Raw genomic sequence first — 23,469 nt, 5'->3', positions numbered from 1 at the left:
ATTCCTTGCTTTAACTATTTTTAATAATCTCAATTTCTTCCTCACTCAACCCATACAACTCATACACCATTTTATCTATTTTGTTTTCTATAGTTTCTATTTGAGATTTTAGGTTTTGTGCTTTCGCTTTGTTTTCTTCAAACAACTCTATCCAATCAAACTCGTCCTTTTTTGTTAATTGTGGTTGCCCTGTTGCTTTTATAGCTTTATTGAGTTCTGCAATGAACTCTGAGAAATTTAATTCATGCCAATTTTCTAACTTTTTAGTTAGTTTTTCTAGTTTGTATTGCCCTGAAAAGTAGTTTGTTAATTTTGTTAGCAATTTATTGAAATCATTTGTACGATTTAAAATGTCATTTACTAAAATTTTAAACTCTGAACTTTCACTCTTGACATAAGGAAATCCTTCAATATAAATGCCTTTAAATTGGGCAAATGCCTTATTTTCATCACTACTTTTAGTTTTATGGTAGTAACTCATTAATCTAGAATTAATTTGTGCAATCATTGAATAAATTTCATTTGTATTTTTGGGGATTATTAAATATAAATTTTTAAGTGCGAAATACATTTCAGTTTCAATTGTTGCTATTATGGTAGCTCCAGTTCTCCTCATTAAAATTTTTGGCTGCAAATACATATTTTCATTTGCATTACTTTTCATCTCTTTTTTAATAAAATTCAAATAAGTACCACTATGATTGTATTGATATTTATTTACATCTCGACCTAATAAAATTGGAATATGAAACTCTGATTGTTTGGTTTCAGATAACCATTTACTATTATCCCTAGTTTCAACACCACGATAAACAATTGCGTTTTTACCAAGTTGATCGAATTTCGTTTCTAACTTTTCTAAAAAAGGTTCTGACTTAGTAATGAAAGGATTATAACCAAAAATAAATTTATCTTTATCAAATTGAACTTTCTCAAAGGTATTGTTGATTACATCTGAAGACAACTTAATAGTTTCATTTTTATTTGCTACATTTTCAGACAATAAAATTACAGTTTCAACAACTTCAGCAAATACGGTATCTTTTAAATATACAATTTCATTAACATTTTTATGATAAACACCCTTTCTCATTTTTGAAAAATATTGACCATCAAGCCAAGAATTTGGTATAATAAATCCAAGATATCCTCCTTTTTTCAGAATCATATTTAATCCTAAATCACTGAATAAAGCATAGGTATTTGGATTATATTCTGAAAATTGAAATCGCTGATTTACATATTTTAAAGTTTCGTCACCGAAGATTGATTTTATGTAAACAACATAAGGCGGATTCCCAATGATGACATCGAATCCACCCTTCGCAAAAACTTCTGGGAATTGTTCTTTCCAATTGAAAGCTTTTTCGCCGGCAATGGTTTTATTTTCTATGAGTGAGTTACCACATTTTATATTGTTATTTAAACTAGTCAGTTTTCGTTTTGGCTGTGCTGTCCTTAACCACAAAGAAAGTTTTGCAATTTCTACACTTTCATCATTAAGGTCTACCCCGTAAATATTGTGTTCCAAAATTTGGTTTTCAATATCGGGAAACACAAAAAAGCCACCAAAGAGTTGTTTGTTGAGTTCGTCTAAATAATTGTGTTCTTTTATCAAGAAATCCAATGCTTGGTTAAGAAATGCTCCTGAACCACAAGCAGGGTCACAAATGGTTAGTTCTAATAGCCATTCTCGATAGTCTTTAAGTTGTTGGTCAAGTTTTTTAATGGTTGCTTCGTGGCGGTTTTTACGTCCTTTTGCATATTCTTCATCAACGATGCCAATTTCTTGTTTTTTCTCGGTACATAGTTTTCCAATAGTGTTATCGACTATGTACTTAGTAATGTATTTTGGCGTATAGAAAACGCCATCTTTTTTTCGTTTGGTTTTTTGTTTGTCGAAATCGGTTCCTTCAATTTCTGCGTTGATGCTTTCAATTTCATTTAGCGAATGCTCAAAGATGTGCCCAAGTATGTTCACGTCAACTTGACTTTCGAAATGATAGGTAGTTAGGTGTTTTGTATGACGATAAAGTAGTTCATCGTCAATAATGATAGCATCTAAAATAGCATCAGGTTGGAATAATCCACCATTATAAGCAAAGACTTCTTCTTTCTTGTCTGTGCCTTTGCGTCCTGTATCGAGAAAACTGAAGTATTGCTTGTAACGATCGTATAATGGCATTTCAACATCCAACTCTTTCAATGCTTTCCATTCATTGTTGATGGTTGTAATGGTATTTGGAGCTAATAAACCTCTGTCTTCGGCAAACAGTATGAAAAGAAAACGATCTAAAAGTTTTTGTGACTTTTTGAAAAGTGTTAACTTAAAATTCTTGTCGCCTAAATCGCGAAATAAAACGTTGTTTTGATTTTGCTTTACTAAATCGCGAAACAATTCTCGCTTGAATAAAGAGTAATCTCCATATAACCTATTGGTAATTTCTTTTTCCTCAAGTATAGAAGTTTCCTTTATAGTTAGTGGTTTGTTTGATTGTATGTTTTCTTTTGCCAAACACAGGTATAACAATTCAAATTGCTTAGCATTGAGCGTAAACAAATTGAATTCTTCATACTCTACAGCATCATTGATATAAAACCTCAGCTTTTCAAAATTAGAGGTAATAACATAACTACAACCGACATGATTGGCTTTATAGTCAAAGGCTTGTTGGCGAATGCTTTCAAGGTCTTTGGTGTCGGTTCCTTTAAGTTCAATGACTCCTATGGCTTTACCGTCTTTAAGAATGGCACCATCGGCTTTTTTTGCGCCTTTTAGATTTTTAAATTCGGTGGTTAAATTAAATTTTGGTGCCGGATTAAGCGTGTAACCAAATATTTCTACAAATAACTCTCTTAAAAATCCCTCCTGGAATTGTTCTTCTTTACTATTGCGGATGTTTTCCTGAATAGCAGGATTGTGAAAATACTTGGTATATTTTTTATAGGATTTTTGAACTTGGTCTGTATCTTGTTGGCTCAAATATTTTTTGAGTACAGATGCTTGGAATAATGCCATGTGGTAACGCTTTATTTAGATTACCAAATTAGTTAATATTAATGAATTATGTAGGAATACTGTAAGTAGTTTTTAACAGAGTTATTGAATGTCCATAAAAAAAGGATGCTAGCTATTTAAAACAAACACCCTTTAATTATTGAATAATAACTAACTCTAAAACTTCATTCTCTGAATTCTGACCGCGTTTAATATTGCCAATAACGCTACACCTACATCTGCAAAAACGGCTTCCCACATTGTGGCTAAACCTCCAGCTCCGAGAATTAAAACAATTGCTTTTACAACAAATGCTAAAATAATGTTTTGCCAAACAATTTTTTTGGTTTGTTTACCAATATTGATTGCCATTGCAATTTTACTTGGCTTATCATCCTGAATTACTACATCGGCAGTTTCAATGGTGGCATCGCTTCCTAAACCACCCATTGCAATACCTACGTTACTTAATGCTACTACTGGCGCATCGTTTACACCGTCGCCAACAAAAGCTACCGTTTCTTTTTTAGCAATAATTTCTTTAACTTTATTTACTTTGTCTTCGGGAAGTAAATCACCAAAAGCATTTGTAATACCAAGTGATTTTGCTACAAACTGAACTACGGTATTCTTATCGCCACTTAACATTGTAGTTTTTATACCTAGTGCTTTTAATTTGTCGATTGTGATTTGTGCATCTTCTTTAATGCTGTCGGCGATGGTTAAATAACCCACAAACTTTTTGTCGTAAGCAATAGCAATTAAAGTATAAACAATGGTTGCAGGATCAATATCATATTTGATAGAGAATTTGTCCATCAGTTTAAAATTCCCTACCAATAATTCTTTTCCTTTTACATCAGCTTTTAATCCGTGACCTGAAATTTCTTCTACTTTTTTAAGTTCTATTGACGCATCAATTTTTCCGACAAATTCATGAATAGCAGTTGCAACAGGATGTGTACTCTGACTTTCTAAAGCATTGACCATTTGAAGTATATCCTCTTTATTGAAATCAGGATTAAAAACAACTTCTTGGACATTGAAAACGCCCTCTGTCATTGTACCTGTTTTATCCATTACTACATTTTGAACAGTAGCCATTACATCGAGGAAATTACTTCCTTTAAATAAAATTCCGTTTTTAGAAGCTGCTCCAATTCCACCGAAATATCCCAACGGAATACTGATAACTAAAGCACAAGGACAAGAAATAACAAGGAATACTAATGCTCTATACAACCAATCTCTAAACTGATAATCATCTACAAAAAGCATAGGTACAATACAAATTAAGACAGCTAAAAGTACTACAATAGGAGTGTAAATCTTGGCAAACTTTCTTATGAATAATTCGGTTGGTGCTTTTTTTGTTGTTGCATCTTGCACCATTTCGAGAATTTTTGATAGTTTACTATCGGTATAAGCAACAGTCACTTTGACTTGACACACCGAATTTAAATTTATCATTCCTGCCAAAACAGTTTCTCCTTTTGCTTTAGTGTCTGGTTTGCTTTCTCCGGTAAGTGCCGCTGTGTTGAATGAAGCAGTATCTGAAAGTAATTCGCCATCTAAGCCTAGTTTCTCTCCTGCTTTGAGTTGAATAATATCGCCAATTTTAGCCGCTGCAGCTTTTATAGTTTTAGCGACATTATTCTCTAAAATAGTAACCTCGTCTGGTCGTTGATCAAGTAATGATTTTATGTTTGCTTTTGCTCGTTGTACTGCCAATGTTTGGAATATCTCGCCAATGGCATAAAACAACATTACAGCAACACCTTCTGGAAATTCGCTAATGGCAAATGCTCCGATAGTTGCTATAGACATTAATAGAAATTCTGAAAATATTTCGCCTTTTCTGATACTTTCAAATGCTTCTTTAACTACTGGAAAACCTACTGGAATGTAAGCCAAAATGTACCATCCAATTCTAACGTAACCTGAAAACCAAGATTGAGGAAAATAATTATCCAGCCCAATTGCAATTATCAATAATGCAAAACTTATGATAGCTGGCAAGAACATTTGAAACGTAGATTTTTCTTCGTTGGAATGGTCGTGGTCATGACCGTCATCATCAGAATGATGTTCGGTTTTTTTATTTATTTTTTCTTCGAGTGTACAACAAAGCTGTTTGCCTCGTACATCGTACTTGTGAGTATGCTCCATTATATTTTTATTTAATGTTCTTTATATTGTAGTTTGTAGCTTTTATCTGGATTTGAAGTAATTTCAAAAAATCCTGCTGTTGGAGCTTTGTATTTACCTATTTGTTTAACACCTCTCATATCAACCTGTAAACTGTATAACCTGATTTTATCCTTATCTTTGACTACGGTATAAAATCCTTTTGAAAACCATTTAAGTCGATCAGCAAGATGAGGGTCAAGCTTATTTAACAGAGTATCATTTACTGGAAAACTTTCATAATGAATAGGACTTTGAGTATTTAGAAAAGAATATTTTCCAAGATATATACTATCTTTTGTTTTAGCTACACCATACCAATTCACACTACCAATTTTTACAGGCACAGAAAGTAAATCAAATTGTTCTATTTTTTGTTTTTTGAGTGCTGTTTCAAATTTCCTATTTACAAATTGCTTTATTCCTAAAGTGAACATTAAGTAGAAGGTACTTATTAATAATCCAATCTTGTTAAATCTACTTTTGCTTTGATTTTTACTATATAGAGTAATTAATAGTCCTACAAGCAATGGTAAAGTATAAAATGGATCTACAATATTAATACTGTCGAAACTAACTCTGTAATCAGAAAAAGGTAAAAAAAGTTGGGTACCATATGTTGTAAAAGCATCAAGCAACATATGGGTAAATAACGCAAGCCAACTAAAAATATACAATCGGATAAATGAAATTTCTTTAAATGACTTTATTTTAGATAGAATAAATGAAATAAAAATTGCCCCAATAATTGAAAAAACGATTGAATGGCTGTAAGCGCGGTGTATTGTTATTCTTTGTAAATTATTGCAAAAAGGAATAAGCATAACATCAAGGTCTGGAATGGTAGCGATTATCGCACCTACGATTGCACCTCGTTTACCCGTTTTTTTACCAAGAAGCAATTCTCCAATTGCTCCGCCTAATGTTGCTTGTGTTAAACTATCCATAATCAAAAAGTGCTCTTATTTAATTCCAATGCACTAAATTGGCTTTTTCTCCCAAACGTTTTTTTGCTCGTTCCAATGCAAATTCAGAGATGTCTAAAACCCAAATATTCTGATATCCCTTGTCTAATAAAGCATCAACTAGATTACTATCGCCACCGCCAACATCAATGATATTGGCGGTTTTTGATAGGTTCAATTCTTCTAAATAATTCATTGAAGTTTTGGGATATTTTTGTGTCCAACTTACTTCGTTTGGATTTTTGGTTGCAAAAACATTTTCCCAATGTGACTTGTTATTTGCCATTGGTTTATCTTTTACAACATCCGTCTAAAGACGCAATTCCTTCTGAGGTTGCTTTAACTTCATCGGCATCATAACCTAATTTCGAGATTCCAACTTTAATGGTTTGTAAATCGGTTTTCTTTGGATTGTAATAGACTGTAAAAGTCATTTTCTTATCGTCAAGTTCATACATTTTCACCCCTTTTATTTTAAGCATTTCTGTTTTGAATTTCAAGCCACAGGTTTCACATTCTTTGCAATGATCACAGTTTAAAGTTGTTTTAATAACTGCTTTTCCGTTAGTCTTTTTTTCTTGTGCGATTGATGAAGTGATTGAAAATAAAACAACCATTATCGCAATTATTACTCTACTGTTAATTTTTAAATTTTTCATTTTATACTATTATTTTTATGCTAGATAATTTAATTTGTAATTGAGCATTGAAATACTACTCATTTGCATTTTTTTTAATGATCGTGACCCTCTTCGCCATGAGAATGTCCGTGTTCTTTTTCTTCGGGAGTTAACTCTTTCGTTTTAGAATGTTCGAGTCCGTCGCTTTCTGCGTGCTTTTTTTCTACCAAAGCCATACTACAAGTTGGACATTTGCCTGCGGTTTCATAGGTTTTTCCTTTTTCACAATCCATTGGACAAACATAAGCCATTTGATGTGCTTCTGTTGTTGGATGTTCGTGTTCTTTCTGCTCTGTTGTTGTTTCGGTTTTGGTCTTTTTATCACACGAAACTACTGCTACTGTTGCGATGGCAAATGCCATCATAAAGATTACTTTTTTCATTTTTACTTAATTTATTAATTGATACTCACCTGTTAAATTTATTGTTACTTCAATGTCTGCATTGGATTTGTTTTTAAAATACCAACCATGTTTACCTTCATACGGTGCGATAAAAGAACCCACCATATTGTTGGAATGGGCTACAGTATAACTTTCAAAGTAACCCGATTTTATGTCTGCCGATTTCACGTCGCCGTGCATATCCACAAACAAAAATCCTTGGTTGGTTTTCCATGCATATTTTACTTGACCGTATTTTAGAACTGCAATTTTATACTCTAAACCTTTGCCTGCTGGAACTGTAATTTTAATACTGTCTTTTCTGTTTTCATATTGTTTGGATGGAGCAGGATTGTTTCCTTCAATTGGTTTAGGAACTTCGGGACCTGAACCCACATTGTTCAATGTTAGTTCTTTAAAAGCTGGAGTTACTGCTACTGTTCCTTTTGATTGACCTTCCTCTTGATGTAATCTAGAAAAACCAAATACTTTACCCAAACCTGTATAATCTTTACCATATTCTGCCGGCAAAACCGCTACAACTGCCAGAATTAATGACATTAATAAAGCAATAATAGTAGCTTTTATGATTTGTGATGACGAAAGATTGGGTTGTGAATTATTTGTTGTCATTTTTTATAATTTAAGAATTAAAATATCCTGTTAGTTGAAAAATCATTAGTACAAAGCCTGCCATCATTAATAAGGTATTTGTTACGACTGAGAAGCGTAAAAAAGAATTGTACTTTCTCCAAATACTTATTAAAATCAAAACGACTAAAAGTGCTATAAATTGACCTATTTCGACACCTATATTAAACCCAATGAGGTTAGTAAAAAGATTTTGTTTACCAAAATTAAATTCTTGTAATTTGGTTGCCAAACCCAAACCGTGAAACAGCCCAAAAACTACTACTGCTATTTTAGTATTGGGTTGGTAGTGAAAAACTTTTTGAAATCCACCTAAATTGTCAAACCCTTTATATACGATTGATAAAGCGATAATCGCATCAATTAAATAGGCGTTTACTTGTAAGTTCAACAACACTCCCAACAGCAACGTTATGCTATGTCCGATTGTGAAAAAACTAACGTATAATAGCACTTCTTTTGGTTTGTATAAAAAGAAAATTACGCCTACTAGAAATAGTAAATGGTCATAACCTGTTATCATGTGCTTTGCACCGATGTATAAAAAAGGCATAAATGCTGCTCCTTTATTGTCAATTAAAAATGCTTTTGTATCGCCATCAACTCCATGGGCATATATATTACCACAGAAAAGTAACGCAAAGAATAGTAGCGAATAAATTAAAATTTTATTTTTTATCATTTTGAACTGATTTTTAATGGTCGTGTTCACCGCCACCTTTTGAAGATGCTAGTAAATAATAAGCACCTTTAATTACTATTTTAGCATCATTTTCGATTTCTGACATCAATTTTACTTCTGTATATCCTAAATCTGTTGTTCCTGGAGAAACTTCGATAGCTTTAAAATGGACTTCTTTCTGTTCGTGTTCTTTATTTTTTGTAACATCTTCATGGTGCTCTTCTTGTATGTATATGTAATATTTATCACCATCTTTAACAATTGCATCTTTTGGTAATGCTTGAACCGTTTGGTTGGTAATATTGATATTTGCAGCTACATACATGCCGGAAATTAAATCTTTAGCATCGCTTGGATTTATTTTGGCGTGAACAGCAACGGTTTTACTTTCGTTGGAGAATGATTTATTGATACCGAATATTTTTCCTTTTATGGATTTGTTGGATTGATTAGTCAAAACAAAATCGACTTCTTGACCTACGGAAATTTTACCTAAATCTTTTTCAAACACATTCAAATCCAAGTGCATTTGGCTATTATCGACCACTTCAAAAAGTGTTACACCTGTTTCTGCAAATGCACCTTTGGTTATACTAATTTTACCAACATATCCACTTATAGGTGAAACAATAGGAATTAATGAAGTGCTTCCGTTTAAACTAACATTCAATGCTTGTAGCTTGTTTTTTGCTGCCTTTGCTCTCGCTCTTTCTACAGCTAATTTTGATTTTACTTCTTGAAATGTCTTGCGTGGATTTACATTTTCATCGCTTAATGTTTTTTGGCGGTTGTACTCTAATTGCAAGTATTCAATGTTTGCAATAGCAGAATTATAATCTTCCTGCATTTCTGTTACTTCAAGGTTTTGAATGGTTGCCAATGTTTTTCCTTTAGAAACATAGGTTCCTTCTAACACGTAAATATCTTTGACTACACCACCGATTAAGGTTGATATATTTGCCATATTTTGTGGTGGAACAGCAGTATAACCATTTGCTTTGATTACCGTATTAAGGTTTTTCATTTCAATACTGCCTGTTTCGACACCAATGGTTTTGAATTGCGCTTCGGTTAACGCTATTTCTGTTTCTGTTTTTTCTTCGGTATTAGTTTCTTCAGTTTTCTTTTCTCCACAAGAGGTCAGTACAAGGAAGCAAGAAACAAGAAGAAAGAGAATAAAACTATAATTTGATTTTTTATATATACTTTTCATTTTGAGAATTATTAGTTATTAGAAAATGTTGGGAATTGCAATTGAATAGCACTTTGATTAAACGCGCTTAACGCTTCAGCATTTTGCTTTTTAATATCGATGGCTTGGTTTAGAAAACTGATGTATGACCAGTAACTCATGTCGCCATTGGCATAACTTTTTTGAGCCGTTGTAATAATTTGTTCGGCATATTGCAATCCTTCGTTTTGGTAATACAAAACTGCTTTTTGTTGTTTTTCAAATTCGTTATGAAGTTCCTCTTTTTGCAATTTCATCGTTATTTTACTTTTATCTAATTGCAACTGTGATTGTGAAACACTTATTTGAGAAGCTTTAGCACGAGCAGTATTGGCACCTCCAAATAATGGTATTTGCAAACCTGCTGTAATTCCTTGAAAATAAAATTTTGTATCGATTGTTTGTCCAAAATAACCCAATCCTAATTTTGGAGTTCGCATTGCTTTGAACGTATTGGCTTCTTTTTGATATACCGAAATTTGTTGGGTGTAGAAATCGTTTACAAGTCCTTGCACTTTATCCTCTTTTGTTAATGAAGTAGTTGCATACTTTAATGGTGTTTTATCATCTGGCACTATATTTTCATCTGTTTGTATGAAATATTGAAGTTGCTTTTGATACATAACCAAATCATTTTCTAATTGCAATTTTTGGGTTTCAATTTCCTTTACTTTGGCTTTGGCACTTATTACTTCAATGTTTCCACTTTCACCGGTATTGAAACGCAATTCTGCATTTTTTAAGAACTTAGTATAAATTTCATTTAACTCATTGTTCAATTTTTGAATAGAAACGCCATATAAATATTGATAATATGCTAATGTTACTGCTTTCTCCAACTCATATTCAGACAATGCTTTTCTTTTCTCGGCTAATTTTGCCAACTCTTCTTGCAACTGACGGTTGGCTTTTGTGATTTTACCAATAGGAAAATATTGCTGAACAGAAACGTTGTGGTCGTAATCGACACTATTAAATTGTCCACCTTGGTATTGTACTTGCAATGGATCAACTTGGAATGCTGTTTTTTTGAGCACCGTTTGCTTTTCAATTTCCTTATCGGCGATTTTCAAATCGATATTATTCTTTTTGGCTAAGTCTATAGCTTGGTCTAAAGTTACGGTTTGCTTATTTTGCGCAAATGAAAAGGTGCTTACCAATAAAATGATTGTAGTTGCTATTGATTTTGACATGTTTTTTCTTTTTTTAATTCCTTTCTCGAACAATAAATAGAGTATTGGTAAAACGATTAATGTAAGTAATGTTGCGGACAAAAGACCCCCGATAACAACAGTTGCCAATGGTTTTTGTACTTCGGCACCGCCACTGGTGGATAATGCCATAGGCATAAATCCTAATGAAGCTACCGCTGCTGTCATTAATACTGGTCTAAGTCTGGTTTTAGTTCCGATTAAAACTCGTTGCAAAGGATCGATTATGCCTTCAGTTTTGAGTTGGTTAAAATAGGATATTAATACAATTCCGTTTAAAACTGCTATACCGAATAATGCAATAAATCCAATTCCGGCTGAGATACTAAAAGGCATTCCTCTAATCCAAAGCGCAAAAACGCCACCAATAGCTGATAATGGAATTGCTGTAAAAATTAATAATGACTGTTTGATACTACTGAAAGTAAAGTAAAGCAGCACCATAATTAATCCTAAAGCAATAGGCAAAGCAACTGATAAACGTTTGTTTGCTTCTACTAAATTTTCAAATTGACCGCCATAAGTAACGTAATAACCCGCTGGAAGTTTGAAATTGCTTTCTAATTTTTGCTGAATTTCATCAACCACACTTTTAATGTCTCGACCTCGAACATTCAAGCCTACAGTAATTCTACGTTTTCCGTCTTCGCGAGAAACTTGTACCGGACCTTGTTCGTAATTGATAGAAGCAACTTGTGAAAGCGGCACTTGCTGACCATTTGGTAACGGAATAAATAAATTGCTTACATCAGTAATATCAGCTCTGTTAGGTGCATCCATTCTAACAACTATATCAAATCGTTTACTTTCTTCATAAATTTTACCTGCACTTTCGCCTGCAAATGAAGAACGTATGATTTGATTTATGTCGGCGATATTTAAACCATACAATGCGATTTTGTTGTAATCATATTTCACAGTAATTTGTGGTAAGCCCGTTACTTTGTCGGCTTTTAAATCGCCAATACCATCTATGCTGTTTATTTTTGATATTAACTCGGTTGCTTTTTTATCTAAAATTTCTAAATCATCCCCAAAAATTTTAATGGCGATGTCGCTTCTGCTACCTGTCATTAATTCGTTAAAACGCATTTGTATAGGTTGTGAAATTTCGATGGTTGCACCCGGAATAGCTTCCATTTCTTCTTTCATAAGATTGGCTAAATCTTCCCAATTATCGGCAGAAGTCCATTCTGATTTATCTTTTAAAACAATAATTAAATCGCCACTTTCTATTGGCATAGGATCGGTTGGTATTTCGCCACTACCTATTTTGGTTACAATAGTTTCAATTTCTGGGAATTTTGTTTTTAGAATTTTCTCGTATTTGGTTGTGGTTTCTACCATTTGAGTCAATGAGCTTCCTGTCATGATAGTTGCATTGATTGCTAAATCGCCTTCTTCAATAGTTGGAATGAACTCGCCACCCATATTTTGAAAAGTGATTAATGCCAACACGAACAAACCTAATGAAATGGCTAATACCGTTTTTTTGATTTCCAATGCTTTGTCTAAAAATGGTGTGTAGATTTTTTCAAACCATGCCATCATTCTATCACTAAAATTTGGTTTGTGCTCGGTGTTTTTAGACAAAAACATGGCACTCATCATAGGTATATAGGTCAAAGACAAAACAAATGCTCCAATTACTGCAAATCCTACCGTCATTGCCATAGGCTTGAACATTTTGCCTTCGGTGCCGACTAATGCGAGTATTGGTAAGTACACAATTAAGATGATCATTTCGCCAAAAGCTGCACTATTACGAATTTTTGAAGCCGATTTTAATACTTCACTATCCATTTCGGATTGTGTTAAATTCTTCTGTTGCTTTAACTTTTGTAAATGGTGCATTGTTGCTTCGACAATGATAACCGCACCATCGACAATAATCCCGAAATCAATTGCACCTAAACTCATTAAGTTTCCGCTTATCCCAAATAAGTTCATCAGAATAATTGCGAAAAGCATTGATAATGGAATAACAGAAGCTACTATTAATCCTGCTCTTAGATTACCTAAGAATAAAATCAAAACAAAAATTACTATTAATGCTCCTTCAATTAAGTTTTTAGTTACTGTACCAATTACATTGTCAACTAATTTTGCTCTATCAATAAACGCCTCAGCAACAACACCTTCAGGGAGTGTTTTGTTGATTTGTATCATTTTTTCTTTTACTCGCTCTGTTACAGCGCTTGAGTTTTCTCCTTTGAGCATTAAAGCTAAACCACTTACAATTTCTCCTTTGCCATCTTTGGTTGATGCGCCATAACGCAATGCAATTCCCTCACGAACTGTTGCTACATCGCGAACTAAAACTGGTGCACCATTTCGGTTTTTGATAACTACCTTTTCTAAATCATTTATGCCAGAAGCCATACCAACACCACGAATGAAATAGACGTATTGGTCTTTTTCGATGTATGCACCACCTGTATTTTGATTGTTTTTTTCTAAAGCATCAAAAATCTCGGTTATGGTTACGCCCAAACTGTTGAGTGTATTTGGATTGACGGCTATTTCGTATTGCTTTAACTTTCCGCCCCAAGTGCTGACCTCGGCTACACCTTCAATACCTTGTAATTGTGGAATTATTATCCAGTCTTGGATGGTTCTTAATTTAACAGCATCGTATTTGTCTTCATATCCTTTTTTGGCATATACATCATATTGATAGATTTCGCCAAGACCTGTTGTGATTGGTGCTAACTCTGGAGAGCCAGCATATTTAGGTATATTTTCTTCGGCTTGCTTTAGTCGTTGAAAAATTTGTTCTCTAGCCCAATAAATATCTACATCGTCTTTGAAAACAACAGTAACAACTGAAAGTCCAAAACGAGAAATACTTCGTAGCTCAATTACTTTTGGGATTGTTTTAACTGATTGCTCTAAAGGATATGTAATTAATTGTTCGACCTCTTGTGCTGCCAAAGTTGGAGCCGTTGTCAATATTTGTACCTGATTGTTAGTTACATCAGGTAAAGCATCAAGCGGTAATTGCTTGACGGAATAGCTACCCCAAGCTAATAATACAAGGGTAAAAAGCAGTATAACGAATTTATTCTTTATACTGAACTGTATAATTTTGTCTAACATTGAAAATAGTATATAGAATTAGAAATTAGCAAATAAATTATCTGCCATTATTTGTGATATGGTCACAACTTTCTAACCCGAAATTACTCGGGCATCGTTATACTATTTGAGGTGGTTGCCAAATACTTCCGTAGAAATTAGAAGTAAATTTAGGAGTGTAAGTTGGTAATTGGGTTGCTATGTCTTTCGAAACTACCGAAGAATTAATTGATATGGCTTTGAAATAGGTTACTATTTGTGAGCCACAACAATTACAACTGCAAAATGGCGAACACAAATCATTTTCTTTATCATGCGAGTGATTGTCGTGATTTGAAGCAATTTCCATGGCTTTATGAGCGGCACTACTTTCCTCCATGTCTGCACAAGGCAAACATGATAATGCCACTAAATAGATTGATAATATGTAATTTAAGAATTTCACGAGTGTAAAAATAGTAATTTTTATTTATAGTTTTAATTAAAAAAAAAGAGCAGTAAAAGATTGAATTCGTTTAATGCTCTAATTCTTAAATTTGGCAACAGATTATTTGTATTAGATAAAAGATCAATATTATGATGTGATATTAGTTTTCAATCCTTAATAATTCAGGCTCACTCCAACACCAAATCCCATGTCGCTGTCATAATGGGTCCTTGCACTAAAGTTCCTTTTTATAATATACCGTAATCCTGCCATGTATTCTTTGTCAGTATTCCACATTAAATCCATACGAACTCTTTTGGAAACCGGAATATCCATTCTTTCAAATTGTAATCTAAAATTTCCATCAGTAAACACTTCTGCTTGTGCTTTTATAAGCATGGGTAAAGTATATTCAAGACCTGCACTAAAAACGGAACGATTATCTTTGGTATTTGACTGATTGAATAGGTTTTCTTCTATTTCGCCTTCTTCCATTTCTCTATAACGCCAATCAAAGCCAATGAATGGCATTAACCATTGCATTTTGCCAATATATCTACCAATGTGTGTTTCTGTTTCATAACCGTGATGATTGTTGTAACCTAATCTCCATTCTGTGCCTATACTCCATCGTGTGTTGCTAAACATTGCCATACCGTCGTTTCCGTTGGTAGCAAAATCGTTTTCTGCCATGAAATGAAACCTTCTGTCATCGGCAAATAATTTTCGTTGCGCTAATTTAGGGTTTGGAATTTCAGGATTTGGAGGCGAGTTTTCATAAGAAAAAACCCTGCCCATTCCGCTCATCATGTGATACAGAATATGGCAATGAAAGAACCAGTCTCCGCCGTCCTCGCTTGCAGCGAATTCAATTGTGTCTGTTTCCATTGGCATGATGTCGATAATATTTTTCAAGGGAGCATAATCGCCATGCCCGTTAATGACTCTGAAATCATGACCGTGCAAGTGCATTGGGTGACGCATCATAGAATTGTTATGCAAAACGATTCGCAAAATCTCTCCTTTTTTAATCAGGATTTTGTCGGATTCGGAAACGACTTTGTTGTCCAGACTCCAAACATACCGGTTCATATTTCCAGTAAGTTCAAACTTTAGTTCCCTGACAGGAGCGTCTTTTGATAATGCAGTGCTTATTGGCGATTTTAGCATCGCATAGTTTAATGTTACGATATCTGCAAGTTCATTAGGATTGTACTTATTTGCCATATTGCCCATGTCGTGCCCGGAGTGATTTTGCTTCTCGTCCTTATCCATTCCCTGCATTTTATCGGGGGTTTCGTTTTTGCTTTTCCCGTTGTCCATTTCCATGGGCATTTCTTTAGATCCTTTTTCTTGTGGGCCTGTGATTTCCGGGTACATTACTGCGTTCATGTCCATTTGGTTCAACGACATCTGCATTCCCATATCGTCCAGGTCTCCATTCATTTTCATCATATCGTTCATCATTTGCATTCCTTCAAAATACTTCAGTTTGGGTAATGGTGAAATGAGCTGCTTGATGCCATTGCCAATATATAGGGAAGTGGATTTTGTTCGGTCTTCGGGTGTGGCTAAAAACTCATAGGATGTGTTTTCTGCGGGAATAGTGAGGATAACGTCATAGGTTTCAGAAACTGCAATAAGCAAACGGTCTACGGCAACAGGCTCAACATCATTACCATCACTGGCTACCACGGTAATTTTACCTCCGGCGTATGTAAGCCAAAAATTACTAGAAGCACCTCCGTTGGACACCCGTAACCTTACTTTATCTCCTGATTTAAATTGCGAAAGCTGGCTCTCGTTTTTTCCATTGATTAAAAATTTCTCGTAATAAACATCGCTGACATCCATTGCGTTCATACGCTTCCATTCATTGACAACTTTGGTTTTAAAATAACCTTGTTTTACAGCTTCACCGTAACTTTGGGTTGTGCCTTTTTTTATTGCAAACCAATCGGAGGCATTGTGTAACATCCTATGGACATTCTCGGGATTGATATCTGTCCATTCGCTTAACACAATCGGAATTGTTGGAAGATCGTCTATACCTTCGCGAAAATTAGGGTCGGAGTTTCTTTTATTCATTACAAACGACCCATACATTCCAATTTGCTCCTGCAATCCTGAATGGCTATGGTACCAGTGTGTACCGTGCTGCCGAATTGGAAAGGAATATTTGTAGGTGCTGTGTGGCTTTATTGGCATTTGAGTAAGATTGGGCACACCGTCTTCCTTATTGGGTAAAAACAACCCATGCCAGTGTAATGATGTTTCTTCATCAAGTTCGTTATGGACATAAATCTCTGCGGTATCACCTTCAGTAAAAGTTAAGGTAGGCATTGGAATTTGTCCATTAACCGCTATTGCTCTTCTTGATTTTCCGGAAAAATTTACCACTGTATCTCGAACATATAAATCGTATCGGACTACTTTTGGTGGCTCATCTTTTATCACTCTCTTTTTTACAGGTGGTTTAACCTTGACGTTTTCCATGTTTTTCATATCATGGTCTTTTTCCTTGTCGACTTTGTCTGTCTCCGCAGATTTAGCTTTTTCGGGTGTTGTCTTTTTAACAGGTGTTACGACTTTTGGTTTAGCACTCGCTTTCGGTTCAACTTTCTTTTGTTTTTCTTTTACTAACGCCATACCGCATTTTGGACATTTCCCGGGTTTGGGTGAATGAATTTCGGGATGCATCACACATGTATAAAATGTTTGCGGTGCATTATTTTGTGCTGTAACAAAATGATTTATGAAAAAAAGAAAAACTATAATTGATAATTTGGCTTTCATGATTTTACTTTTTTATTAGTATTTCCCAATCCGCTATTCTTTTCTTTAATGTCTCGATGGCACTTTTCATTTTTTCCTTTTCGGCCAGTGCAAGTGCTTTCTTTGCTGCTTCAATCGCATTGGTATACTCTTTTAATTCTGAAGCTATTTTTTGTCTCAAATTTGGATAATAGAAATTTTGAGGATTTAATTTTTCTGCTTCTAAGAGCCATGTTATTGCTAGTTTATTATCTCTATTAGTGCTATAATAATAATTAGCAGCCTGAAATAACAAAGCAGCATCTTGAGTTTTTCCTTTAATGACATGTTGGTCTATTAATGCTAATAAAGCATCGTCTTCCTTGCTCTTTATTGGTATTTTGACCGTAGTATTTTCCCAAAGTATTTTTAGAAAAGCTTCTCCTTTGCTATTAATGTCATTTAATTCAATTGTAAATGTTTCATAGAAGTAAGGACTTTTTTCTGTGGGGATTTTAAAACGCATAACGTCTTTCTTTTCATCATAGCCGGTTTCGCCATGTAAAGTAGTATCTGTGTTAACAATTATAGTCCACTCATTTATTGAAGGAATTGAGAACATTGAATAACTGCCGGCTTTTAAGATAGTGTTACCAAAGGAAATATCTTCGAAAGTGGTTAGCACTGTACAATCACTAGCACCAGTGCGCCATAGTTTATCAAAAGGCACTAACTCACCAAATATTTTTCGGCCTCTTACTAATGGTCTGCTGTATGCTACTTTTATTTTTGCGCTACCAACTTCTTGCTCAAACGATGCTGCCGGGCTTGATGCGGTAACTCTAATTTGAACTTTGTCTTGTGCTGACAGTAAAACACATTGTAAAAGCATTATGCTTATTAAGATAGTTTTTTTCATTTTTTATTTAAAGTTTTAAATTTCGCAGTCGTAAAGCATTTACAATTACTGATACCGAACTAAATGACATTGCTAAAGCGGCAATCATTGGAGATAGTAGAATACCAAAAAAAGGATATAAGGCTCCTGCTGCTATTGGTACACCAAGAACGTTATAGAAAAAGGCGAAAAATAGGTTTTGCTTTATGTTTTTCATTACAGCATGGCTTAAGTTTTTGGCTTTTACGATGCCTTGTAAATCGCCTTTTACTAAAGTGATTTTGGCACTTTCTATGGCTACGTCTGTTCCTGTTCCCATTGCAATTCCGATATTGGCTTGCGCCAATGCCGGTGCATCATTTATACCATCGCCAGCCATGGCCACAATTTTACCTTCTGCTTGTAATTTTTTGATTTCTTTGAGTTTGTCCTCTGGTAAACATCCTGCTTTATACGACGCTAATCCCAATTCATCAGCAACTGCTTTGGCAGTGTTTTCATTGTCTCCGGTTAGCATAATTACTTCTACACCTTGGCTCATTAATTCTTTAATGGCTGCTGCGCTTGATTCTTTAATGGCATCGAAAATGGACACAAAACCAACAACAACTCCATCAATGGCTATGTATGACACTGTTTTTCCGAGTTTTTGTTCTGCAATGATTTTGTTTTCTAAATCATCAGAAACTGTTGCTTTGACTTGTTCCATAAGCTTTTTATTTCCTAATGCCACTTTTTTATTGGTTACTGTTCCTGTAACTCCTTTACCGGCAACCGCTTCAAAATCTTTTACTTCGATTAATGAAATGGATTTTGTTTTGCCATAATTGACTACGGCTTGTGCTAATGGATGCTCACTATATTGGTTCAGTGAAGCTATGCTCTGTAACAAATCATCATCGTTGCTATTGGACGAATAAATTTTTTCCACAGATGGTTTTCCTTCGGTGATGGTTCCTGTTTTATCTGTAATTAAAACATTAACCTTATTCATGTTTTCTAAAGCTTCTGCATTTTTTATCAAAACGCCGGATTGTGCGCCTTTACCAACACCTACCATTACTGACATAGGCGTTGCCAATCCCAATGCACAAGGACACGCGATGATTAATACTGCGATGGCATTTATAAAACCATATACTAATGCCGGTTCGGGACCAAATTTTGCCCAAATGAAAAAGGTTATAACAGAAATGATTACTACAATGGGCACAAAATATTTAGAGATACTATCGGCTAGTTTTTGAATAGGTGCTCTTGAACGAGAAGCGTCATTTACCATTTGCACGATTTGAGAAAGTAAGGTTTCTGAACCTACTTTTTCAGCTATCATCACAAAGGATTTGTTACCGTTGATTGTTCCGGCAATTACATTATCATCTTTCTTTTTGTCAACAGGTATTGGTTCACCTGTTATCATGGCTTCATCGATACTGCTTTCGCCATCTGTAATTTTGCCATCAACAGGAATCTTGTCTCCTGGTTTTACCCTTAGTAAATCACCTTTTTTTATGTCATGGATTGAAATTACTTTATCGCCTCCGTCTATTACTAAAGTGGCTTCGGTTGGTGCGAGTTTTAATAATTCCTTGATAGCACCACTTGTTTGACTGTGTGCCCTGGCTTCTAATAATTGACCTAATAAAACTAAAGTCAGTATAACCGTTGTGGCTTCGAAATATAGTAATACTGTACCGTGTTCGGTTTTGAATTCACTTGGGAAAATGTCGGGAAAAAACATTCCGACTAAACTGAATAAGAAAGCTACTCCTGTACCAATTCCGATAAGGGTAAACATATTCAAGTTCCAAGTAATTATCGATTTCCAAGCACGGACAAAGAATATCCAACAGGCATAAAAAACTACAGGAAGCGAAAGCAGTAATTGTACCCAATTCCATTTAGGAGCATCCATTATTTTAAATAAAGGATTGTTATGTGCCATTTCTATCATTGCAATGGCGAAAATGGGAACCGTAAAAACAACGGCTATTTTCATTTTCTTAACTAAATCCTTATATGTCTTTTGGTCTTCGGTATCACTTGGATTCATTGGTATCAAATCCATTCCGCATATCGGACACGAACCTGGCTTGTCTTGAATAACTTCGGGATGCATTGGGCAAGTATATAAGGCATTGCTTGCTACGGATTCTACTTCTTTCACCAAATGCATTCCACACACGGGACAATCGCCCGGTTTGTCATATACTTTTTCTCCCTCACAATGCATTGGGCAATAATACTTTCCTTGAGCATTGTTCGGTAAAGTAGTTTCTTTTTTATGATTATGAGATTGGGTAGAGCAACATGATTTTTCAGAAGCTTGGTTTGTTAGAGAATGCTCCATAACGTCTCCTTTGCTCATTTCTATGGTGTATTTTCCGACTGCTGCCAAAGCTTCTTGCAACTTTTCTGTTGGAATGTGCTTTTCCATAGTTATAGTAGCTATGGGTGGACTTAATGAAACTTTAGCTTCAATGCCCTCAATAGTATTCAATGCTTTTTCGACTTTAGAGCGACACCCATCGCAAGTCATACCGGTAATATTGTAAGTTTGTTTCATTTTTATCTTATTTAATACAAATTTCTATTATAACCGCTTTTCTGCCTTTGCGCAATTATGGGTTTGATGTGCAAGATTTATAAATCCTCTATTTGTTTTCTATTTATGGCTTTTAAATTCTGAAGTAGGTTGGTGAAAAGCCAGTTACTTTTTTAAATTGGTTACTTAAATGCGAAACGCTGCTGTAATTTAATGAATAGGCAATTCACAGACTTTACTTCTATTTTACAACGGCTAAAAACCCTATTTTTTATATATAATTTCATTCTTAGGTTATTTTAAAACATTCTACATTTTCATTCCTTCCATAGGGTCACTTCCTTTACGAAATATATATTCACTATTAATAGCATACGCTCCAGTAATAACTACTTTTTTAAAAGGATTTACTTTTGATTTAATTTCTATCATTCCATTCGTTTCCAATCCTGTTTCCACCATTAGGTTCTCGAATACCCCTGGTCTTTTTTCTATCCATATATAAGCCGCATTTTCTTCTCTGATAACAGCATCTGTTGGAATAAATACCCCTTTTACACTAGGTTGGGTTAATTTTGCCATTGCCTGCATACCGGGTTTTAAGAATAAGTTCGGATTTGGGACTTCCATCCGAATTAAAAGAAGTCTGGTATCTGGATTTATTTCCGGGTTAATAAATGAAACTGTGGCATTTATTGTCTTATCTGGATAATCAGTAAATGAAATTTTTGCGTTTTGTCCAATTTTTAAACTTTTAGCATAGTTTACATTTACTTGCGCCTCGAGCCAAAGACTATTTAAATCTGCTAATTTGAGTATTCCTAAACCCTCCATGATATAACTGCCTTCTGTGGTTAGTATTTCGGTAACATATCCACTGGATGTGCTGTAGAAAGTAGTATAAGGAGAAATTTCATTGCTCTTTTTTATACTTTCAATTTGGGTGTTGGATAAGCCAAAGAATACTAGTTTCTGTTTGGCAGCATTTAGCATCGTTTTAGCATTTTTTCCAAAATCACCGGGCATTGTAAGTTGTTTATAGGCAGTGAAATAATCTTGCTTGGCTATCGCAATATCTTCGCTGTATAATTGATAAACCGCTGCATTTTTACTAATATAATCTCCTGTGGTTTTGAAATACAGCTTTTCGATTCGTCCCATAGCTCTTGAAGATATGGTTTTAACTTTTTCCTGATTGATGGACAGAACACCTGTATAGGTTTCCTCTAAACTATTTCCTGATTCTGCTATAGTTTGCATAGTGATGTTGCCCAATTTTATTTGCTGGTCACTCAACGCTATTTCGTTCGCCGCAGAATCGTCGTTTTTAATTGGCGTTAAGTCCATTTGGCAAATAGGACATTTTCCCGGTTTGCTTTCTCTTATCTGAGGGTCCATAGCGCAAGTATAGGAAACACTTTCTTTTGTATCATGTTTGCTGTGGTCTTCCTTGTTTTTACTATTACAAGCTATTACTATTGTAAATAATATAAATAGGATACTGATTTTACTTATTAATTTCATGTGTTCATTTTTATTGTTTTTTATTTGTCACATGTAATGCCAAAAAACATTTACAGTTTCTCTCAATTTAATTAATAATTGGCATTTCATAACTACTTTGTTTTAATAAAGCTTTCGCTATCAATTAAAAATTGTGCATTTTTGGCAATGGTATCTTCAACCGAAATACCGTCAATTAGCTGGATAAAATCATTGATCTCCATACCCGTTTTTATCTCTTTTGCTTTAAAACCATCCTTCATTTTTATGAATACTATTTTTTTATTTCCAATGGTCACCAAAGCTTCTTTTTCTAGCCAAGTTGCTTTTGTTGAATTTGTTTTTACCATACCTTGTAATCGCAAACCTATTGGTAATCTTAGCGAACTGTTGTTTAGATAAACCCTAATTCTATTGGTTCTATCTGTCTGGTTGAATTGTGTTTCAATAAAATTCACTTTTGCAGTTATAGGTTCGTTTTCGATAAATTCGGATGAAATTTTGATTGATTGATTAATTTTAATTAAACTGTTATAACCTTGCAAGACATTAAAAACACCCCAAACTTTATCTGTATTGACTAATTTAAAAACGACTTCACTTTTTTTAACATAATCTCCTTCTTTAATGGTTAAAGCTTCTGTTGTTATATTAGAATTTTGCATGCTTCCCTCTGTACTTTTAGTCATGCTTTCCGTTCCCTGAATGATTCCAGAAGCAGGACTGTATATCGAAACTACCGGATTTGCTCTTTTAAAGGATGTCAATGCATTTACTTGGTTTAGAGTCATTCCGTAGAGCCGCAATTTTTGCTTTGATGCTTTGATGATTGATTGGTTGTCTGTATCATTGGTAACTAAATAGATGAAATTTTGCTGTTCGGTCTGTAATTCTGGACTGTACAAATCAAAAAGCTTTTGTCCTTTAGTTACTTTTTGGTATTTATAATTGACATACATTTTTTCTATTCGTCCACTTATTCTTGCCGCAATATTTACGGAAGAATTGGGGTCGTATGCTACAATTCCGGGCAAATTTATTTCACTATTTATAATGGTATCTTTGGGTGTGGTGGTTTTGTAATTACCCACAATAAAATTATCGGTACGCTTTAAAAGATTCTCGATTGAGGTGCTTTTTATTGTATCACCGGAGCCTTTTTTTTGATGCTGCGTGTGTTTTGGTTCATCTGATTTTATTACAAAGTAATAAATCGCAAACCCAATAATGGAAATGATTAGAACTATTAAACTATATTTTAAGTATCGGTTCATAA

General features: G+C 34.3%; 15 protein-coding genes and 2 pseudogenes. All 17 read right to left on the bottom strand.

The genetic code is table 11. The features are described from left to right. Nucleotides 1–10 precede the first annotated feature (10 nt). The 17 genes and pseudogenes from RMO70_RS03770 to RMO70_RS03690 all read right to left on the bottom strand — a co-directional run bounded on the left by RMO70_RS03770 (nucleotide 11) and on the right by RMO70_RS03690 (nucleotide 23,467). Nucleotides 11–3,019: an Eco57I restriction-modification methylase domain-containing protein gene (locus RMO70_RS03770; protein WP_310555088.1), complete on the bottom strand. Its 3,009-nt coding sequence runs from the start codon at nucleotides 3,017–3,019 to the stop codon at nucleotides 11–13. A gap of 156 nt (nucleotides 3,020–3,175) precedes the next feature. Next, nucleotides 3,176–5,167, bottom strand: a complete 1,992-nt coding sequence (locus RMO70_RS03765) for a heavy metal translocating P-type ATPase (RefSeq protein WP_310555087.1) — start codon at nucleotides 5,165–5,167, stop codon at nucleotides 3,176–3,178. 11 nt (nucleotides 5,168–5,178) lie between these two features. After that, a complete protein-coding gene (locus RMO70_RS03760) occupies nucleotides 5,179–6,132 on the bottom strand; it encodes a metal-dependent hydrolase (protein WP_310555086.1) in 954 nt (317 codons plus the stop codon). 25 nt (nucleotides 6,133–6,157) lie between these two features. Then, nucleotides 6,158–6,436: pseudogene (locus tag RMO70_RS03755) on the bottom strand (class I SAM-dependent methyltransferase); the annotation flags it as partial. 4 nt (nucleotides 6,437–6,440) lie between these two features. Beyond that, nucleotides 6,441–6,809, bottom strand: a complete 369-nt coding sequence (locus RMO70_RS03750) for a hypothetical protein (RefSeq protein ID WP_310555085.1) — start codon at nucleotides 6,807–6,809, stop codon at nucleotides 6,441–6,443. A gap of 74 nt (nucleotides 6,810–6,883) precedes the next feature. Beyond that, a complete protein-coding gene (locus RMO70_RS03745) occupies nucleotides 6,884–7,213 on the bottom strand; it encodes a heavy metal-binding domain-containing protein (RefSeq protein ID WP_310555084.1) in 330 nt (109 codons plus the stop codon). A 6-nt stretch (nucleotides 7,214–7,219) separates the two neighbouring features. Next, nucleotides 7,220–7,846, bottom strand: a complete 627-nt coding sequence (locus RMO70_RS03740; protein WP_310555083.1) for a hypothetical protein — start codon at nucleotides 7,844–7,846, stop codon at nucleotides 7,220–7,222. A gap of 10 nt (nucleotides 7,847–7,856) precedes the next feature. Continuing rightward, complete coding sequence (locus tag RMO70_RS03735; protein WP_310555082.1) at nucleotides 7,857–8,546, bottom strand: HupE/UreJ family protein; 690 nt, start codon at nucleotides 8,544–8,546, stop codon at nucleotides 7,857–7,859. Between the two features lie 13 nt (nucleotides 8,547–8,559). Continuing rightward, nucleotides 8,560–9,759: an efflux RND transporter periplasmic adaptor subunit gene (locus tag RMO70_RS03730; RefSeq protein WP_310555081.1), complete on the bottom strand. Its 1,200-nt coding sequence runs from the start codon at nucleotides 9,757–9,759 to the stop codon at nucleotides 8,560–8,562. A gap of 11 nt (nucleotides 9,760–9,770) precedes the next feature. Beyond that, nucleotides 9,771–14,087, bottom strand: coding sequence for a CusA/CzcA family heavy metal efflux RND transporter (locus RMO70_RS03725; RefSeq protein ID WP_310555080.1), 4,317 nt, complete (start codon nucleotides 14,085–14,087; stop codon nucleotides 9,771–9,773). Between the two features lie 97 nt (nucleotides 14,088–14,184). Continuing rightward, the gene (locus tag RMO70_RS03720) at nucleotides 14,185–14,511 is read right to left on the bottom strand and encodes a DUF6660 family protein (RefSeq protein ID WP_310555079.1); all 327 of its coding nucleotides are present in this window, start codon (nucleotides 14,509–14,511) and stop codon (nucleotides 14,185–14,187) included. Nucleotides 14,512–14,667: 156 nt separating this feature from the next. After that, on the bottom strand, nucleotides 14,668–17,289 hold the full coding sequence (locus tag RMO70_RS03715) for a multicopper oxidase domain-containing protein (protein ID WP_310555078.1): 2,622 nt from the start codon (nucleotides 17,287–17,289) through the stop codon (nucleotides 14,668–14,670). Nucleotides 17,290–17,293: 4 nt separating this feature from the next. Further along, nucleotides 17,294–18,166, bottom strand: coding sequence for a DUF2911 domain-containing protein (locus RMO70_RS03710; RefSeq protein WP_310555077.1), 873 nt, complete (start codon nucleotides 18,164–18,166; stop codon nucleotides 17,294–17,296). 7 nt (nucleotides 18,167–18,173) lie between these two features. After that, nucleotides 18,174–20,711, bottom strand: coding sequence for a heavy metal translocating P-type ATPase (locus RMO70_RS03705; RefSeq protein WP_310555076.1), 2,538 nt, complete (start codon nucleotides 20,709–20,711; stop codon nucleotides 18,174–18,176). Between the two features lie 77 nt (nucleotides 20,712–20,788). Beyond that, a pseudogene (locus tag RMO70_RS03700) lies at nucleotides 20,789–20,916 on the bottom strand (AraC family transcriptional regulator); the annotation flags it as partial. A gap of 83 nt (nucleotides 20,917–20,999) precedes the next feature. After that, complete coding sequence (locus RMO70_RS03695; protein ID WP_310555075.1) at nucleotides 21,000–22,214, bottom strand: efflux RND transporter periplasmic adaptor subunit; 1,215 nt, start codon at nucleotides 22,212–22,214, stop codon at nucleotides 21,000–21,002. Between the two features lie 92 nt (nucleotides 22,215–22,306). Further along, nucleotides 22,307–23,467, bottom strand: coding sequence for an efflux RND transporter periplasmic adaptor subunit (locus tag RMO70_RS03690; RefSeq protein WP_310555074.1), 1,161 nt, complete (start codon nucleotides 23,465–23,467; stop codon nucleotides 22,307–22,309). Between the last annotated feature and the right edge of the window lie 2 nt (nucleotides 23,468–23,469).

It is taken from the genome of Flavobacterium sp., from assembly GCF_031422135.1.
Classification (GTDB): Bacteria; Bacteroidota; Bacteroidia; order Flavobacteriales; family Flavobacteriaceae; genus Flavobacterium.
Note: the sequence above shows the minus strand (reverse complement) of the source record. Positions and strands in the feature narration are given on the sequence as shown.

Bases quoted from the DNA above. Each gene is read 5' to 3' on its own strand.
- RMO70_RS03690 (WP_310555074.1), bottom strand. From the start codon at position 23,467: ATGAACCGATACTTAAAATATAGTTTAATAGTTCTAATCATTTCCATT.
- RMO70_RS03765 (WP_310555087.1), bottom strand. From the start codon at position 5,167: ATGGAGCATACTCACAAGTACGATGTACGAGGCAAACAGCTTTGTTGT.
- RMO70_RS03750 (WP_310555085.1), bottom strand. From the start codon at position 6,809: ATGAAAAATTTAAAAATTAACAGTAGAGTAATAATTGCGATAATGGTT.
- RMO70_RS03745 (WP_310555084.1), bottom strand. From the start codon at position 7,213: ATGAAAAAAGTAATCTTTATGATGGCATTTGCCATCGCAACAGTAGCA.
- RMO70_RS03725 (WP_310555080.1), bottom strand. From the start codon at position 14,087: ATGTTAGACAAAATTATACAGTTCAGTATAAAGAATAAATTCGTTATA.
- RMO70_RS03730 (WP_310555081.1), bottom strand. From the start codon at position 9,759: ATGAAAAGTATATATAAAAAATCAAATTATAGTTTTATTCTCTTTCTT.
- RMO70_RS03715 (WP_310555078.1), bottom strand. From the start codon at position 17,289: ATGAAAGCCAAATTATCAATTATAGTTTTTCTTTTTTTCATAAATCAT.
- RMO70_RS03740 (WP_310555083.1), bottom strand. From the start codon at position 7,846: ATGACAACAAATAATTCACAACCCAATCTTTCGTCATCACAAATCATA.
- RMO70_RS03710 (WP_310555077.1), bottom strand. From the start codon at position 18,166: ATGAAAAAAACTATCTTAATAAGCATAATGCTTTTACAATGTGTTTTA.
- RMO70_RS03705 (WP_310555076.1), bottom strand. From the start codon at position 20,711: ATGAAACAAACTTACAATATTACCGGTATGACTTGCGATGGGTGTCGC.
- RMO70_RS03770 (WP_310555088.1), bottom strand. From the start codon at position 3,019: ATGGCATTATTCCAAGCATCTGTACTCAAAAAATATTTGAGCCAACAA.
- RMO70_RS03695 (WP_310555075.1), bottom strand. From the start codon at position 22,214: ATGAAATTAATAAGTAAAATCAGTATCCTATTTATATTATTTACAATA.
- RMO70_RS03760 (WP_310555086.1), bottom strand. From the start codon at position 6,132: ATGGATAGTTTAACACAAGCAACATTAGGCGGAGCAATTGGAGAATTG.
- RMO70_RS03735 (WP_310555082.1), bottom strand. From the start codon at position 8,546: ATGATAAAAAATAAAATTTTAATTTATTCGCTACTATTCTTTGCGTTA.